This window comes from Microbacterium sp. NPDC090281 (genome assembly GCF_044769635.1).
GTDB lineage: Bacteria > Actinomycetota > Actinomycetes > Actinomycetales > Microbacteriaceae > Microbacterium.
Window position 1 is genome coordinate 440,854 of record NZ_JBIVYH010000002.1, and the last position, 15,993, is coordinate 456,846.

Sequence of the window (15,993 nt, forward strand, 5' to 3'; positions counted from 1 at the left end):
TCCCGAGCACACCAGCGGATTAGATCTCGTCGATCGAGGCGGCCTCGAAGCGGCTGGAGATGTTGATACCGAGCTCTTCTGCGGCGCGGAACGCCTCGTCGTCGGTGTCGCGGAGGTTGACCAGCGTGCCATCGGCCGAGAGGACCTCGACGTTCAGGCAGAGCGACTGCATCTCCTTCATGAGCACCTTGAAGGACTCGGGGATGCCAGGCTCCTGGATGTTCTCGCCCTTGACGATCGCCTCGTACACCTTGACGCGGCCGAGGATGTCGTCGGACTTGATCGTGAGGAGCTCCTGGAGCGCGTATGCGGCGCCGTAGGCCTCGAGGGCCCACACCTCCATCTCACCGAAGCGCTGTCCACCGAACTGCGCCTTACCACCGAGCGGCTGCTGGGTGATCATCGAGTACGGACCCGTGGAACGTGCGTGGATCTTGTCGTCGACCAGGTGGTGCAGCTTCAGGATGTACATGTAGCCGACCGAGATCGGAGCCGGGAACGGCTCGCCGGAGCGGCCGTCGAACATCTGGGCCTTTCCGGTGGAGTCGATCAGACGGACACCGTCGCGGGTCGGGGTGGTCACGTCGAGGAGACCGGCGATCTCCTCCTCGCTCGCACCGTCGAACACCGGGGTGGCGACCTTCGTGCCGGGAGCCGCCTCGAAGGCCTGCTCCGGCAGACGAGAAGCCCACTCCGGGGTGCCCTCGACCTTCCAGCCCTGCTTCGCGATCCACCCGAGGTGGGTCTCGAGGACCTGGCCGAAGTTCATTCGACCCGGGATGCCGAGCGGGTTCAGGACGATGTCGACCGGGGTACCGTCTGCCATGAACGGCATGTCCTCGATCGGGAGGATCTTCGCGATGACACCCTTGTTGCCGTGACGGCCGGCGAGCTTGTCACCCTCGGTGATCTTGCGCTTCTGGGCGATGTAGACCACGACGCGGCGGTTGACGCCGGAGCCGAGCTCGTCATCGCCGTCTTCGGCGTTGAACTCCTTGACCGCGATGATCGTGCCCTGCTCGCCGTGAGGCACCTTCAGGGACGTGTCGCGAACCTCGCGGCTCTTCTCGTTGAAGATCGCGCGGAGCAGACGCTCCTCGGCCGACAGCTCGGTCTCGCCCTTCGGCGTGACCTTGCCGACGAGGATGTCGCCGGGGCGGACCTCGGCGCCGATGCGGATGATGCCGCGCTCGTCGAGGTCCTTCAGCAGCTCCGGGCTGACGTTGGGGAGGTCACGGGTGATCTCCTCCTTGCCGAGCTTGGTGTCGCGGGCGTCGACCTCGTACTCCTCGATGTGGATCGAGGAGAGGGTGTCGTCCTTCACCAGGTCCTGGCTCAGGATGATCGCGTCCTCGAAGTTGTAGCCCTCCCACGTCATGAAGGCGACGAGGAGGTTCTTTCCGAGGGCCAGCTCACCGTTCTCGGTGGCGGGGCCATCGGCGATGACCTCTCCGACCTCGACGCGCTCACCGGCGTTGACGACGACCTTCTGGTTGTAGGAGGTGCCCTGGTTGGAGCGGTCGAACTTGCGCAGGTGGTATTCCTGCGTTCCACCCTCGTCGAGCATGACGACGACGCGGTCTGCGGAGACCTCGGAGACGACACCGGGCTTCTCGGCCGTGAGCACGTCACCGGCGTCGATGGCCGTGTAGCCCTCCATACCGGTTCCGACGAGCGGCGAGTCGCTGCGCAGCAGCGGCACAGCCTGACGCTGCATGTTGGCACCCATGAGGGCGCGCTGTGCATCGTCGTGCTCGAGGAAGGGCACGAGCGAAGTCGCGACCGACACCATCTGGCGCGGGGAGACGTCGATGTAGCCGATGTCCTCCGGCAGGAACATGTCGACCTCGCCGCTGCCGCCCTTGGGGCGGGCCAGGACGTGGCTCTCGATGAAGCGACCCTTGGCATCGAGCGGGGCGTTGGCCTGCGCGATGTTGAAGTCGACCTCTTCGGAAGCCGTGAGGTAGTCGATGTGCTCGGTGACGACGCCGCCGGTGACCTTGCGGTACGGGGTCTCGATGAAGCCGAACGAGTTGATGCGCGCGAAGGTCGCGAGAGCACCGATCAGACCGATGTTCGGGCCTTCAGGAGTCTCGATCGGGCACATGCGGCCGTAGTGCGACGGGTGGACGTCACGGACCTCGACGCCGGCGCGGTCACGCGAGAGACCACCGGGTCCGAGCGCGGACAGACGACGCTTGTTCGTCAGACCAGCGAGCGGGTTGTTCTGGTCCATGAACTGCGACAGCTGCGACGTCCCGAAGAACTCCTTGATCGCGGCGACGACGGGGCGCACGTTGATCAGGGTCTGCGGCGTGATCGCCTCGATGTCCTGCGTGGTCATGCGCTCGCGGACGACGCGCTCCATGCGGGACAGACCGGTGCGGACCTGGTTCTGGATCAGCTCGCCCACCGCGCGGATGCGACGGTTGCCGAAGTTGTCGATGTCGTCGGTCGCGAGACGGATCTCGGCCTTCTTGCCACCGCGGATGCCCGAGAAGGTCTCCTCGGTGCCGGCGTGCAGACGCACCAGGTACTTGATCGTGGCCACGATGTCCTCGACGGTCAGGACCGACGAGTTCAGCGGCTGGTCAAGGCCCAGCTTCTGGTTGATCTTGTAACGACCCACCTTGGCCAGGTCGTAGCGCTTCGGGTTGAAGTAGAAGTTGTCCAGCAGCGCGCGCGCGGCCTCGGCAGCGACCTGCTCGCCCGGACGGAGCTTGCGGTAGATGTCGCGGAGCGCATCTTCCTTCGTGACGATCGTGTCCTTCGCGAGCGTCTCCTCGATCGAGGTGTAGCCGGCGAACTCGGCGAGGATCTCCTCGCTGGTCATGCCCAGCGCCTTGAGGAAGACCGTGACCGACTGCTTGCGCTTGCGGTCGACGCGCACGCCGACCTGGTCGCGCTTGTCGATCTCGAACTCGAGCCATGCACCACGGCTCGGGATGACGCGCGCCGACACGATGTCCTTGTCAGACGTCTTGTCGGGGGTCTTGTCGAAGTAGACACCCGGCGAGCGCACCAGCTGCGAGACGACGACGCGCTCGGAGCCGTTGATGATGAACGTGCCCTTGCCCGTCTGGAGCGGGAAGTCGCCCATGAAGACCGTCTGGGTCTTGATCTCACCCGTGAGGTGGTTCATGAACTCGGCCTCGACGTACAGCGGAGCGGCGTAGGTCTTGCCACGCTCCTTGCACTCCTCGATCGAGTACTTCTCCGGCTCGAGGTACGGGTTCGTGAACGAGAGCTGCATCGTCTCGCCGAGGTCTTCGATCGGAGAGATCTCCTCGAAGATCTCGCCGAGACCGCTGTTCTCGTTGACGTCGGTGCGACCGGCCTTCTTAGCCTCGGCGACGCGCGCCTTCCAGTCGTCGTTACCGACGAGCCAACCGAAAGACTCGGTCTGCAGGGCGAGAAGGTCTGGGACAGTCAGCGTGTCGGAGATCTTGGCGAACGAAAGACGGGAAGCTCCGCGTCCGTTCTTGGTGGTGGTGGATGTGGATGCGTTGCGAGCAGCAGCCAAGGGAATAACCTCCGTGAGCCCCGCAGGGCTTCTCGATTCCTTTGTCGTCAGGTGGAGTGTGCGCCCGGGAACTCAACAATGCCGACCACCATATGAGGGCAGGGAGAAACGAGCGCAACTACCAACTATACGCACGATTGTGCGACATGGCAAGCGCAGTCCTTGACCAATCTTGGAAGCTGCGGTATGAGCGCCCGATCACCGGGCCGGATCGCGTCCGGCCCGGTGATCTCAGGACGCGATGCCCAGCTCGTTGCCGGGGATCGAGGCCAGCAGGCGCCGCGTGTACGGGTCTCGCGGATTCGTGAAGATCTCCTCCGAGGTGGCCGCTTCGACGAGCTTGCCGTCTTTCATCACGCACACGTAGTCGCTGATCAGCCGCACCACGGCGAGGTCGTGCGAGATGAACAGGTAGCTCAGGCCGTACTCCCGCTGCAGGTCGCCGAGCAGCTTCAGGATCTGGTCCTGCACGAGCACGTCGAGCGCCGACACCGGTTCGTCGCACACGATCAGATCGGGTGAGAGGGCGAGGGCACGGGCGATCGCGACGCGCTGCCGCTGGCCGCCCGAGAGCTCGGACGGGTACCGCCGCAGCATCGACTGGGGCAGCGCCACGTCATCGAGCAGCTGCCGCACGCGCTTGCGACGATCGGCACCGCTCCCCCGTTTGTAGAACTCCAACGGCTCGGCGATCAGCCGTTCGATCGTGAACATCGGGTTCAGACTCGAATACGGATCCTGGAAGATCGGCTGCACCTGCTGCCGGAAGTTCCGTGTCTCCGCGCGGGAGAGCGTGGAGATGTCCTTGCCCTCGTAGCGGATCAGACCCTTCGTCGGCTCGATCACCTTCAACAACATCCGCGCGGTCGTGGTCTTGCCCGAACCGGACTCCCCCACGATCGCGACGGTCTCCCCGCGCGGGATCACCAACGATACGTCGTCGACGGCAACGAAGTCCTCGCCTCGTCCCCGCACCGGATACACCTTGGTGAGGTTCTCGATCTCGACGATGTTGTCGGCGGGGGCGACCGGAGCGGCGGGGTCCACCTCGGCGGGTCGATCCTGCACCCGGAACGCCTCCGGCTGCAGGCGGGCCGCAGCCACCGACGGCGCCGCCTTCACGAGCGACTGCGTGTACGGGTGCTGTGGATCCTCGAGGATCTGCCGCGCATCGCCCTGCTCCACGACCTTGCCGCGGTGCATCACGATCACCCGCTCCGCCCGCTCGGCCGCGAGCCCCAGGTCGTGCGTGATGAGCAGCACGGCCGTTCCCAACTCGCGCGTCATCTGTCCGATCTGGTCGAGGATCGTCTGCTGCACCGTGACGTCGAGGGCGCTCGTGGGCTCGTCGGCGATCAGCAGGCGCGGCTTGCAGGCCAGACCGATCGCGATGAGCGCGCGCTGGCGCATGCCACCCGAGAACTCATGCGGATACTGCTTCGCACGTCGCGCCGGATCGGGGAGGCCGGCGGCGGTCAGTGCTTCGACCACCTTCGCCTGCACGTTCTGCCGCGTGGCGAGGCCGTGCGCGAGCAGCGTCTCCGCCACCTGCGTGCCGATCTTCGCGACCGGGTTCAGGTTCGACATCGGGTCCTGCGGCACGAGGCCGATGTCACGACCGCGGATCGCGCGCAGCTCGTGCTCCGACGCGTGCGAGATCTCCTTGCCGTCGAGGCGGATGCTGCCGGCGGCGATCTTGCCTCCGCCGGCGAGCAGCCCGATGATGGCCATCGCGGTGGTGGACTTGCCCGAACCGGACTCCCCCACGATCGCGACGGTCTCGCCGGGGCGGATCTCGAGGTCGACACCCTCGACGGCGTGCACGACGCCGTCCATGGTGGCGAAGTCCACGGCCAGCCCTTGGACCGACAGCAGCGGCTCGGTCGACATCTGCTTCTCCTTCGCGGCGCGCATCGCGCCGTCGTCGCGCGCGTTCATCGCGCCCTCGTCCGTGGATCCATCGCCTCGCGCAACGCCTCACCCAGCAGGGTGAAGCCGAGCGCGGTGACGGCGATGCAGATGCCGGGCAGGAAGGCGAGCCACGGCGCGATCGCGAGTTCGGACTGCGCGTAGGTGAGCATGCGCCCCCACTCCGCCGTCTCCGGGCGTCCGCCGCCGAGGCCGAGGAAGGACAGAGCCGCCGCATCGATGACCGCGGTGGCGAGCGTCAGGGTCCCCTGCACGATCACGGGACCGATGGCGTTGGGCAGCACGTGCGACATCGTGATCTTGCCGCGGCCGAGACCGAGGGTCTGCGCGGAGAGCACGTAGTCGCTCGAACGCTGCTGCAGCATCGACGCCCGCAGCAGCCGCGCGAAGATCGGCACCTGCGACGCCCCGATCGCGATCATGATCGCGAATGGGGTCTGCCCGAGGATCGCGGCGATCGAGACCGCCAGCAGCAGGTTCGGCACCGAGAGGATGATGTCGACGATGCGCATGATGAGCGTGTCGACCCATCCGCCGAACGTCCCGGCGAGCAGTCCGAGGATCATGCCTCCGACCAGGCCCATCGCGGTCGAGATGACACCGATCATGAGCGATGCCTGCGCACCCCAGATGAGCTTGGAGAGCACGTCGCCGCCGAACCGATCGAGGCCCAGCGGGAACTGCGGCAGCTCCCCCGGTCCCGGGATGTAGGTGGGGGTGATGTACTTCGCTCCCGGCAGAGCCGTCTCCGGATAGGGCGCGAGCAGAGGGGCGAGGGCTGCGACGAGCAGGAACGCCACGACAATGGCCGCGCCGATCCATGCGGTCGGATTGCGGCGGAGACGGCGGAACACGTCCTTCCAGAATCCGCCGGAGCCGTTCTTCAGATCGGCCTGGGCGATGGCGACGGTGTCGATGCTGCCGCCACTCTCCGCCGACGGGCCCTGGGCGGGCGGGAGTGCGATGGTCATGCGACCGCCTCCTTTCGGACGATGGGGAGGGACATCACTGCACCCTCACTCTCGGATCGATGAAGCTGTAGGAGACATCGACCGCCAGGTTGATCAGCGCGTACGCGATCGCGATGAAGATGATGAAGCCCTGGAGGACGGGGAAGTCCCTGGTGAAGATCGCCCTCGCCAGGAACGAGCCGATGCCCGGGAAGGCGAACACCGTCTCGGTGAGCACCGCCCCCGAGATCAGGAGCCCGGTCTGCAGACCGATCGTCGTGATGACGGGGAGCATCGCATTGCGCAGGATGAAGCGGTTGCGCAACGTCGGCGAGCCCACGCCCTTGGCCCGCCCCGTGCGCACGTAGTCTGCGTTCTGCACCTCCAGGACACTGGCCCTGGTGATGCGGACGATGATGGCGAGCGGGATCGTGCCGAGCGCGAGCGCCGGCAGGATCAGGTGCAGGATCGCATCCCACGCGGCATCGAACTCGCCGGTGATGATGCCGTCCCACACATAGAACCCGGTGGGATGGGTCGCGTCTATTCGTGGGTTCTGACGTCCGTCCGACGGCAGCCAGCCCAGTTGCACCGCGAAGACGTACTTCAGGATGAACGCGAGGAAGAACACCGGGATGGTGATGCCGATCAGGCTCAGCACCACCGAGGCGTGGTCGGTGAACTTGCCGTGGCGGCGGGCGGCCCAGTATCCGAGCGGGATGCCGATGCCGACGGCGAAGATGAGCGCCATGACGCTCAGCTCCAGCGTCGCGGGGAACCGGCGGAGGAACTCCTCCGTCACCGGACGGTTGGTCTGGATCGAGGTGCCGAAGTCTCCTTGGAGGAGGCGCCCGATCCAGATGAAGTACTGCTCGATGAGGGGCTTGTCGAAGCCGTAGAGCTCATTGACTCTCGCGACGGCTTCCGGTGTGGCCTTCTCGCCGAGCAGGGCGACCGCGGGGCCGCCGGGGAGGGCCCTGACCCAGGCGAACAGCAGGATGCTGAGCCCGAACAGGGTGGGGATGAGGAACAGCAGTCGCCTGCCGATGGTGCGCAGCACGAAGATCTCCGTCGATCAGAAGGTACGCCGTGCTCCGGTCCCGCAGACGCGCGGGACCGGAGCTCGACATATCAAGTGGTCAGGCCTACTTGGTGAGGACGATGTCCGTGAAGACCTCGTCGTTCACCGGGCTGGCGGGGTAGCTCTTCACGCGCGGGTCGAACGCCAGGGTCGGCGCCGGGTGCGCGAGCGGGACGCCCGGGATGAACTGGGCGACCATCTCGTTGATCTCCTCGTACAGCGCCGTCTGGTCCTCGAGCTTGGAGACGCCGCGCGCCTCGTTCAGCTTCTGGAACAGCTCGGGGTTGTCGAAGCCCCACTCGGAGCTCTGCTGGCCGAAGAAGACGCCGACGAAGTTGTCGGTGTCGTTGTAGTCACCGGTCCAACCGAGCAGGTGGATGCCGTGATCCGAGGTGCCGGTGGTGCGGTCGAGGTACTCGACCCACTCCTCCGAGACCGGGGTGGTCTCGACGCCGACCTCGGACAGCTGCGACGACAGCACCGTGAAGATCTGCTCGGGGTCCGGCATGTAGGGACGCGAGACGTTGACCGGGTAGTTGAAGGTGAGCTTCAACGGGTTCGCCTCGGTGTAACCCGCCTCGGCCAACAGCGACTTGGCCTTCTCGGGGTCGTAGTCGTAGGTCGTGACGTCGGGGTTGTAGCCGTTGACGACCTCGGGCACGAACTCGATCGCCTTCTGCGTGCCCTCAGGCAGCACCTGGCTGATCAGCGCGTCCTTGTCGACCGCGTACGACAGAGCCTCGCGGACCTTCGGGTCCTGCAGTTCCGGGACCGCCTGGTTGAACGCGAGGTAGAGGATCGTGAACGGCGGACGCGACACCATTGTGAAGCCGTCGTCCTCGAGGGCCTTGGTGTCGGCCGGTCCGACGAGATCGTAGCCGTCGATCGAGCCGGACTCGAGCGCCTGGCGGCGAGCGGTCGGGTCATCGATCGTGCGGAAGATGATCTCGTCGATCTGTCCGGCATCGCCCCAGTAGCCGTCATAGGCCTTGAGCGTGACCTGCTCGCCCGGCGCCCACTCGTCGAATGCGTAGGGGCCGGTTCCGACCGGGTGGCCCATCGCGTACTCCGACAGCTGCGGAGCCTCGGCTGAGCCGCTGACCTCGTCAGCACCGAACTCCTGCATGGCCGAGGGGCTCTGCATCGCGAACGACGGGAGCGAGAGCGAAGCGACGAATCCGGCGAACGGCTTGTTCAGCTCGATCGTGACGGAGTTCTCGCCGTCAGGGGTGCAGGACTTGTACACGGCGTCGGCCGCGTTGGAGGCGTACCCCTTGAAGAGCTTGTTGTAGTAGTAGCCGAACGCCTCGGACGCGGCGAGGCCGGTCCAGTTGAACCAGCGGTCGAAGTTGACGCACACGGCCTCGGCGTTGAACGGCGTGCCGTCCTGGAACGTCACGTCCTTCTTGAGCTCGAAGGTGTGGGACATGCCGTCCTCCGACGACTCCCATGACTCGGCGAGGAGCGGTGCGGGGTCGGCGGTGCCGGGTTCGGTGCCGACGAGCCCCTCGAAGATCTGACGCGAGACGCGGAAGCTCTCGCCGTCCTGCGCGAAGGCGGGATCGAGGCTGGCCGGGTCCGATGATGCCGCGAAGACGAACGTTCCGTCGACATCGCCTGACCCTTCGGAGCCCTCATCCCCTCGCTCACTGGCGACGCACCCCGCGAGGGCGAGAGCGGCGATCGTGGCTCCGGTTACGGCGATGAGTCCTCGCCGACGCTTGACTGATTGGTGCATTGTGTGACCTTCCCTGTCGGGCGCTTCTTTGCGCGTCCCGAGGCTTCTTCGCCTCGGGGCGGTGATGCATCGACGGTACCCAGCAGATCCTCAGATTCCAAACGGATCCAGGTTGCAATCCGGTATCGGCATGAGCGGCACTGATCCGGTAGTGTCCAGATCGTGCCCGACTCCACCCCGCTCGCCGTCTGCTTCGGCGAGGGCTTGGTCGCCCTCGTCGCCGCCACCGCAGGACCGCTGGAGGACTGCCGCACCTTCCACCGCTCCCTGGCCGGAGCCGAGTGGAACACCGCGATCGCTCTCGCGTCTGCCGGAATCCGCACGTCTGTCCTCTCGCGCGTCGGAGACGACGGTTTCGGTCGTTTCCTGACCGCCGAGCTGCGTGCGCACGGGGTCGACGATTCTGCGGTCGAGGTCGTCGACGGTGCACCTACCGGCCTCTACGTGAAAGAGCTCTCGGCGCGAGACGACGGCGCCGTCGACGGAACCATGCACTACTACCGTGCAGGCTCCGCCGCTGCGGCCCTGTCGCCGCAGACCCTGGCGACGCCCGTGGCGTCCGGCCTCCTCGCCGAAGCGGCCCTCGTGCACACCTCGGGCATCACTCCTGCGCTCTCGGCCTCGGCTCTCGCCGCTCAGGAGGCGCTGTTCGCGCAACGGCGCCCCGGCCGACTGCTCAGCTTCGACCTGAACTGGCGACCTGCCCTCTGGCGCGGACGCGAGGCGGAGGGCCGGAGGATCGTCTCGGACTTCGCCGCCCGCGCCGACATCGCGTTCTGCACCCGCCCCGATGCGGAGGCCGTGTTCGGCACGAGCGATCCACAGCAGTTGCGCGCCCTCTTCCCGCAACCGCGGTATCTGCTCGTCACCGATTCGAGCGGCGCCGTCGCGTTCGACGGCACGGAGACCGCGGAGAGCGACGCGCTCGATGCCCCGGTGGTGGAGACCATCGGAGCGGGAGACGCCTTCGCGGCCGGCTTCCTCGCCGGAGTCCTCACCGGGCTGTCGCTCACGGGAAGCCTTGCGCGAGGACACCGCATCGCGACACGCGCCCTGGTGAGCACCCGCGACCACGTCGACTGAGCACATCGCCCCAGGCGGAGAACTCGCCGTGGGGAGGAGCGCCTGCGCGCGCATCACCGCCTGAGACGGAGAACTCCGCCCGACGAAGCGGATGCCGAGGATCAGGTGCGACGGCGTGCGGGCACTGCGTCGTGGGTCCGCTGCAGCGAGACGGCGACCGGCTCGCCACGGTGCTGCACCACACGCACGAACAGCACATCGACGAGGGCGAGCTGCGCGATGCGACTCGACATCGCCGCCATCCGGAACGGGGATTCGTGCGCATGCGTGAGCAGCACGACCTCCGCCGCCAGCGCCAACGGCGAGTCGGGCGCGCTGGTGACCGCGACGGCGAGTGCTCCGGCATCTCGCGCGACCTCGAGCGCACGCAGCGTCTCCGCGGTCTCGCCACCGTGCGAGAAAGCGATCGCCACGTCGTCGGCGGTCCGCAGCGAGGCGGTGGTGACTGCGAGATGCGGATCCGGCGAGTGCGAGACCGAGCATCCGATCCGCGAGAGCTTCAACAGCAGATCCTGCGCGGTCAGCGACGACGCGGCCTGTCCGAAGAGGTCGATGTGCCGCGCGGCGACGACCGCACGGGCGACCCGATCGAGGGCGACCGCGTCGAGGGCGAGTGCGGTCTTCTCGATCGCATCGATCTCCTGCGCGGCGAGCTTGGCGGCGATCGCCGTCGGCCCGTCGTCGGGATCGATCGCCGTGGTGTCGAGACCGAATCGCGCCTGCTGCGCCTGGGCGAGCGTGATCGCGCGGGCGACCGCGACGCGGAGCTCGCGATAGCCGGTGTACCCGAGTGACTGGGCGTAGCGGGCGACCGTCGACAGCGAAGTGTGGCAGAGCTGGGCGAGATCGTTGATCGCGAGGTCTACGACCAGCGTCGGGTCTCCCAGGATCGTCTCCGCGACGCGCGCCTCAGCAGCGCTCACCTTGGGGAGCGAGCGTCGCACCCGAGCGAGAACGTCATCGTCCATGGAGGGATCCTGTCTCAGCCGGCGCTGGTCATCCTCTGCTGCACCGTGAAGTGCCCCAGGAGTGCTTCGCGCGCCATCTGGGCACCGAGCCTACTGGCTGCGGCGACCTCGATCGTCGGCAGCGGCAACGGGTTCACCGTGGGAAGGCCGACATTGACGACGACCGCATCGGGGTCGCGCAGAGCAGCACGTTCGACGAGCGAGCGCTGCGCGGCGTCCGTATCCGGCCTGTCGATCAGCAGCACGGTGGTCCCGGCAGCAGCCGCGACCTCGTCGAGTACGCGGTCCTGTTCGGACACCGGGGTGGAGGCCACGTCCAGGCGCTCCCGCAGACCGTCGCCCGCAAGCGCACTCGCGACGTAGGAACCCGCACTGTCCACGGCGAGCGTCGACCGGCGACGAGCATCGATCACGGCGAGCTCGGATGCCGCTTCCGGCGCTTCGCCGGAGACGCGGACCAGACGACGCACGATCTCGGCGGCGTCGAAGTCGTCGGTCGGCTCGTGGTCGCGGTCAGCCGCGGCACGGAGCTTGACCGCGAGATTCGCGACCCGGCCGGCAGCCTCCTCGACGCGAGCCCTGGAGAGCGAGCCGTCACGGAGAGCTGCGACGATCCCGTCCCTCGTGGCGCGGAAGTCCTGCTCGTCCTGATCGGGAAGCGCAGCATCGCCAGGGTTGGTCGGATTCCCGATGCAGAGCAGGTCGGCGCCGGCCGCGAGGGCCAGTGCTGCTCCCCCGCCGAGTCCGACCGTCTCGCGGATCGCGGCCATGTCGAGCGCGTCCGTGATGATGACGCCGTCGTAACCCCAGTCACGCAGGATACCCAGCACGCGCGGGTTGAGCGTGGCAGGCTGCTCGCCCCACGCCGGGACCACGATGTGCGCGGTCATCACGGCATCCACACCCGCATCGATCGCGGCGCGGAACGGCTCCAGGTGCACGCGTTCGAACTCTTCGAGGTCGAGCGTGATCTCCGGAAGCGAATGGTGCGAGTCCATATGGGTGTCGCCGTGGCCGGGGAAGTGCTTGACGCAGGCAGCGACCGCCTCATCCTGGATGCCGTCGATCGTCGCGACGACGTGACGCGAGACGAGCGCCTCGTCGTCGCCGAACGCCCGCACACCGATCACCGGGTTGCGGGGGTCGGTGTTGACGTCGGCGACCGGGCCGAGCACGACGTTCGCACCGGCCGCGCGCACCCGGCGAGCGAGCTCTGCGCCGGTCCGCTCCGAAGCGACCAGATCATCGAGCAGACCGAGCTGGGCGGCTCCCGGCACCGTCGAACCGGTGGCGGACTCGAGCCGGGTGACGCTGCCACCCTCTTCGTCGATGCCGATGAGAGCGTTCGGATTCGCGTCGAGGATCGCCGCGCTCAGCGCCGGGAGCCCCTCGCCGACGTTCTGCCCGAAGTACACGACTCCGGCCAGACCGTCACGCAGTTCATCGCGCAGCCACTCGGGCGCTTCGGTGCCGAAGAACCCCGGCCACAGCACGCCGTTCGCGAGGCGTTCGAGCTCGTCGGTCATCCCTTCACCGCTCCTGCCACCATGCCGGAGGCGAGCTTGCGCTGCACCAGCACGAAGAAGATCATGACCGGGACGGTGATGATGGTCGACGCGGCCATGATGCTGCCCCAGTCGTTGGAGTGCAGACCGAAGAACGACTTCAGACCGATCGAGACCGTGTACTGGTCGGTCTGGGCGCCGAGGATCGTCATCGCGAAGATGAACTCGTTCCACGCGGTGATGAAGCTGAAGATGCTGGTCGCGACGAGGCCGGGCATGACCAGCGGCAGCAGCACCGAGCGGAACATGCGCCACCAGCTCGCACCGTCGATGTAGGCGGCCTCTTCGAGCTCGACCGGAACGGCGGCCACGAAGCCGCGCAGCATCCAGATGCCGAACGCGAGCGACAGGGCGACGTAGACGACCATGAGGCCGAGGATGCTGTTGAGCAGACCCAGGCTCTTGACCTGCAGGAACAGCGGGATCACGAGCGCCTCGAGCGGCACCATCTGCACGATCAGGATCATCATCAGGATCGTGGTGCGGAACTTGAACTTGAAACGCGCGACCGCGACCGCGGCGAGCAGACACACGAGGGCGCTCACGAGAACCGTGACGAGGGCCACGATCGCCGAGTTGCGCAGGTATGTGCCGAATCCGCCGTCGGTGAGCACGAAGGCGAAGTTGTCCCACGTGAACTCCTGCGGGATGAGCGACTGCCCACCGCTGGAGGCCTTGCCGTCGAAGGCGCTGGAGACCATCCAGTAGACGGGGAACAGCGTGAAGATCAGGACCGCGGCGACCGCGATTCCGATTCCGATGCGGGAGCGGAGCCTCGGACGCGGGTTCACAGCTCATCCTCCTTCATGAGGGAGCGGATGTAGACGATCGTGATGCCGATCAGCACCAGCGTGAGCAGCACGGCGAGCGCCGCACCGAAGCCGTAGCGGTTCTGACCGAAGGACTCCACATACGACCAGACGCCGAGGTTCAGCACCTGACGGTTGCCGCCACCACCGCCGGGCATCAGATACACCTGGGCGAAGACCTTGAAGTCCCAGATGGTCGAGAGGATGATCACGACCGAGAAGACGGGCTTGAGCGTCGGGAAGATGATCTTCCAGAAGCGGCGCCAGGCGCCGGCGCCATCGAGGGCTGCCGCTTCGAGCATCTCCTTCGAGACGCCCAGGAGTCCGGCGAGCACCGTGATGGCGACGAACGGGAAGCCGTGGTGCACGACGTTGAGGAGCACGATGGCGTAGAAGGACCACTGGTTCGTGAACCAGTTGACCGGGTCGTCCATGAGGCCGAGGTCGCGCAGGACGGCATTGAAGATGCCGCGGTCGGCATCGAAGATGAAGGTCCAGACGTACGTTCCGGTCACTGCGGGCATCGCCCAGGCGACCATGATGCAGCTGGAGACGATGACGCGCCACGTGGTGCCGAGGCGTGCGAGCAGCAGCGCCACGAGCGTGCCGACGGCGACGGTGACGAAGACCGCGACAGCGGCGAATCCGACCGTGTTGGGCAGCACCACCGTCCAGAGAGTCGGGTTGGTGAGCGCCTCGACGTAGTTGTCGAGACCGATCCAGTTGCTCTCACCGGTGTTGATCTCGCGCAGACCGTAGTCCTGCAGCGAGTAGATGACCACCTGGATGAGCGGCCAGAGCATGAGCACCGCGAGGATGGCCAGCCCGGGCGCGAGGAGGAGCCAGGGGCGGGCCGCGACGACCGAGAGGCCGCGTCGCTTCCGGCCGCCGGCCACGGAGGCGGAGGTGGACTCCGCCTTCGTGGCCGGCAGTGGCGCTTGCACCATCGACATGGAAGGAATGCTTCCTTACTTCTGGTTGAGCAGATCGGTCATCTCGGCGGCGGCGTCCTTCGTCGCGGTCGCGACGTCCTTCTGCCCGCTGAGGATGGCCTGGATCATGGAGTTGGTGGTCTTCTTCGCCTGCACAGCGCCGAAGTTGGGCGTGACGGGCACGGACGCGCCGCCGTCGACCATCTGCTCGGCGAACGGTGCGACCAGCGGGTCGGTCGAGGCCAGCGCCTCTTCCATCGCGGACTGGACGCCCGGGAAGTAGCCGGTCTCGTTCGACCACTGCTCGGCGAACTCGCCGGTGGTCATGAGCTTGACGAACTTCCACGCGAGGTCAGCGTTCTTGGTCGTGTTGAAGACCGAGAGGTGCGATCCACCGAGGACGGACGGAGCGATGCCGCCGTCTTCGCCGGGGATGACCGCTGCGCCGATCTTGCCCTCGAGGTCGGGGTTCGCCTCGATGAGCGACTTCGGCGTCCATGAGCCGGAGAGCATCATGGCGACGTTGCTCTGCGTGAACGCGTCACGGAGGTCGGTCTCCTTCCAGGTGGTGGCGCCTGCGGAGGAGAAACCGTGCTCGGTGGCCAGGCCCGTGTAGAACTCGATACCGGCCTGCGACTGCTTGCTGTCGAGCTCGCTGGTCCAGGTCTTGCCGTCCTTCGTGGCGATCTCGCCACCGGCGCCCCAGACCCAGGGGTAGACCTGGAACTCGGCGTCACCGGGAACCGGGAAGGGGAGCATGTCGGGCTTGGCGGCCTTGATGGCGTCACCTGCGGCGACGATGTCATCCCACGTCTTCGGAGCCTCGAGACCGAGCTCCTCGAACACGTCGGCGCGGTAGACGAGCGAGCGGACACCCGCGTACCACGGCATGCCGTACAGCTCGCCGTCGTAGGTGCCGGCGACCTCGAGGCCCTCGACGAGGTCGTCGCGGAGGCCCTTCTCGGCGTCGACGTACTCGTCGAGCGGCTCGAGCGCGCCGGCGTCGGCGAACTCTGCGGTCCAGGTGGTGCCGGTCTCGGCGATGTCGGGGGTCGTGCCACCGGCGATGGAGGTCACGAAACGGTCATGGGCGTCCGCCCACTGGATCTCCTCGATCTTGACCGTCGCACCGGTCTCCTTCTCGAAGGCGTCGGACACCTTGTCGTAGAAGGCGGACGCGTCGGGGTTGGTGCCCTTCATGATCCAGACGGTGAGCTCCTGGCCCTTGCCGTCGGCAGAGCCGGTGTCGCTGCCGCCGGCGCAGCCGGCGAGGGCGAGCGTGGCCACGGCGCCGAGCGCCACGGCCGAGAGAATGCGCTTGTGCATTGCGGGGATCTCCTCTTTGAAAAGTCCTGGCAAGCATCGGGTACTCACCGGGGGTTAGGAAAAAGTATCCACGACTAACTAATTACCTG

General features: G+C 66.8%; 11 protein-coding genes. 1 reads left to right on the forward strand and 10 read right to left on the reverse strand.

Annotated elements, in window-relative coordinates; translation table 11 throughout:
- Positions 1-19: 19 nt before the first annotated feature.
- The 5 genes from ACIQTX_RS16320 to ACIQTX_RS16340 all read right to left on the reverse strand — a co-directional run bounded on the left by ACIQTX_RS16320 (position 20) and on the right by ACIQTX_RS16340 (position 9,221).
- Positions 20-3,523, reverse strand: coding sequence for a DNA-directed RNA polymerase subunit beta (locus ACIQTX_RS16320; protein ID WP_028502216.1), 3,504 nt, complete (start codon positions 3,521-3,523; stop codon positions 20-22).
- 231 nt (positions 3,524-3,754) lie between these two features.
- The gene (locus ACIQTX_RS16325; RefSeq protein ID WP_402974039.1) at positions 3,755-5,461 is read right to left on the reverse strand and encodes an ABC transporter ATP-binding protein; all 1,707 of its coding nucleotides are present in this window, start codon (positions 5,459-5,461) and stop codon (positions 3,755-3,757) included.
- Positions 5,458-6,423, reverse strand: coding sequence for an ABC transporter permease (locus tag ACIQTX_RS16330; RefSeq protein WP_402974042.1), 966 nt, complete (start codon positions 6,421-6,423; stop codon positions 5,458-5,460). Before ACIQTX_RS16330 ends, ACIQTX_RS16325 begins: the two co-directional genes overlap by 4 nt.
- A 34-nt stretch (positions 6,424-6,457) precedes the next feature.
- Positions 6,458-7,462 (reverse strand): ABC transporter permease, encoded by a 1,005-nt coding sequence (locus tag ACIQTX_RS16335; RefSeq protein WP_017828176.1) that lies wholly within the window; start codon positions 7,460-7,462, stop codon positions 6,458-6,460.
- 85 nt (positions 7,463-7,547) lie between these two features.
- Positions 7,548-9,221: an ABC transporter substrate-binding protein gene (locus ACIQTX_RS16340; protein ID WP_402974045.1), complete on the reverse strand. Its 1,674-nt coding sequence runs from the start codon at positions 9,219-9,221 to the stop codon at positions 7,548-7,550.
- 162 nt (positions 9,222-9,383) lie between these two features.
- On the opposite strand from ACIQTX_RS16340, the gene ACIQTX_RS16345 reads away from it, so the two are divergent.
- Positions 9,384-10,304 carry a sugar kinase gene (locus ACIQTX_RS16345; protein ID WP_402974048.1) on the forward strand — a complete coding sequence of 307 codons (921 nt, stop codon included), beginning with the start codon at positions 9,384-9,386 and terminating at the stop codon, positions 10,302-10,304.
- A 101-nt stretch (positions 10,305-10,405) separates the two neighbouring features.
- Here ACIQTX_RS16345 and ACIQTX_RS16350 read toward each other — a convergent pair whose 3' ends face one another.
- Genes ACIQTX_RS16350 through ACIQTX_RS16370 form a run of 5 tightly spaced genes read right to left on the reverse strand, consistent with a single transcriptional unit; the run spans position 10,406 to position 15,904 of the window.
- Positions 10,406-11,272 carry a MurR/RpiR family transcriptional regulator gene (locus tag ACIQTX_RS16350; protein WP_105527353.1) on the reverse strand — a complete coding sequence of 289 codons (867 nt, stop codon included), beginning with the start codon at positions 11,270-11,272 and terminating at the stop codon, positions 10,406-10,408.
- A 14-nt stretch (positions 11,273-11,286) separates the two neighbouring features.
- Entirely contained in the window at positions 11,287-12,798 is a 1,512-nt protein-coding gene (locus ACIQTX_RS16355; protein ID WP_402974051.1) for a glycoside hydrolase family 3 protein, read from the reverse strand.
- A complete protein-coding gene (locus ACIQTX_RS16360) occupies positions 12,795-13,628 on the reverse strand; it encodes a carbohydrate ABC transporter permease (protein WP_028502208.1) in 834 nt (277 codons plus the stop codon). The genes ACIQTX_RS16355 and ACIQTX_RS16360 overlap by 4 nt, the downstream gene beginning before the upstream one ends.
- Entirely contained in the window at positions 13,625-14,599 is a 975-nt protein-coding gene (locus ACIQTX_RS16365) for a carbohydrate ABC transporter permease (protein ID WP_028502207.1), read from the reverse strand. The genes ACIQTX_RS16360 and ACIQTX_RS16365 overlap by 4 nt, the downstream gene beginning before the upstream one ends.
- Positions 14,600-14,614: 15 nt before the next feature.
- Positions 14,615-15,904 carry a sugar ABC transporter substrate-binding protein gene (locus ACIQTX_RS16370; RefSeq protein WP_402974055.1) on the reverse strand — a complete coding sequence of 430 codons (1,290 nt, stop codon included), beginning with the start codon at positions 15,902-15,904 and terminating at the stop codon, positions 14,615-14,617.
- Positions 15,905-15,993: the final 89 nt, after the last annotated feature.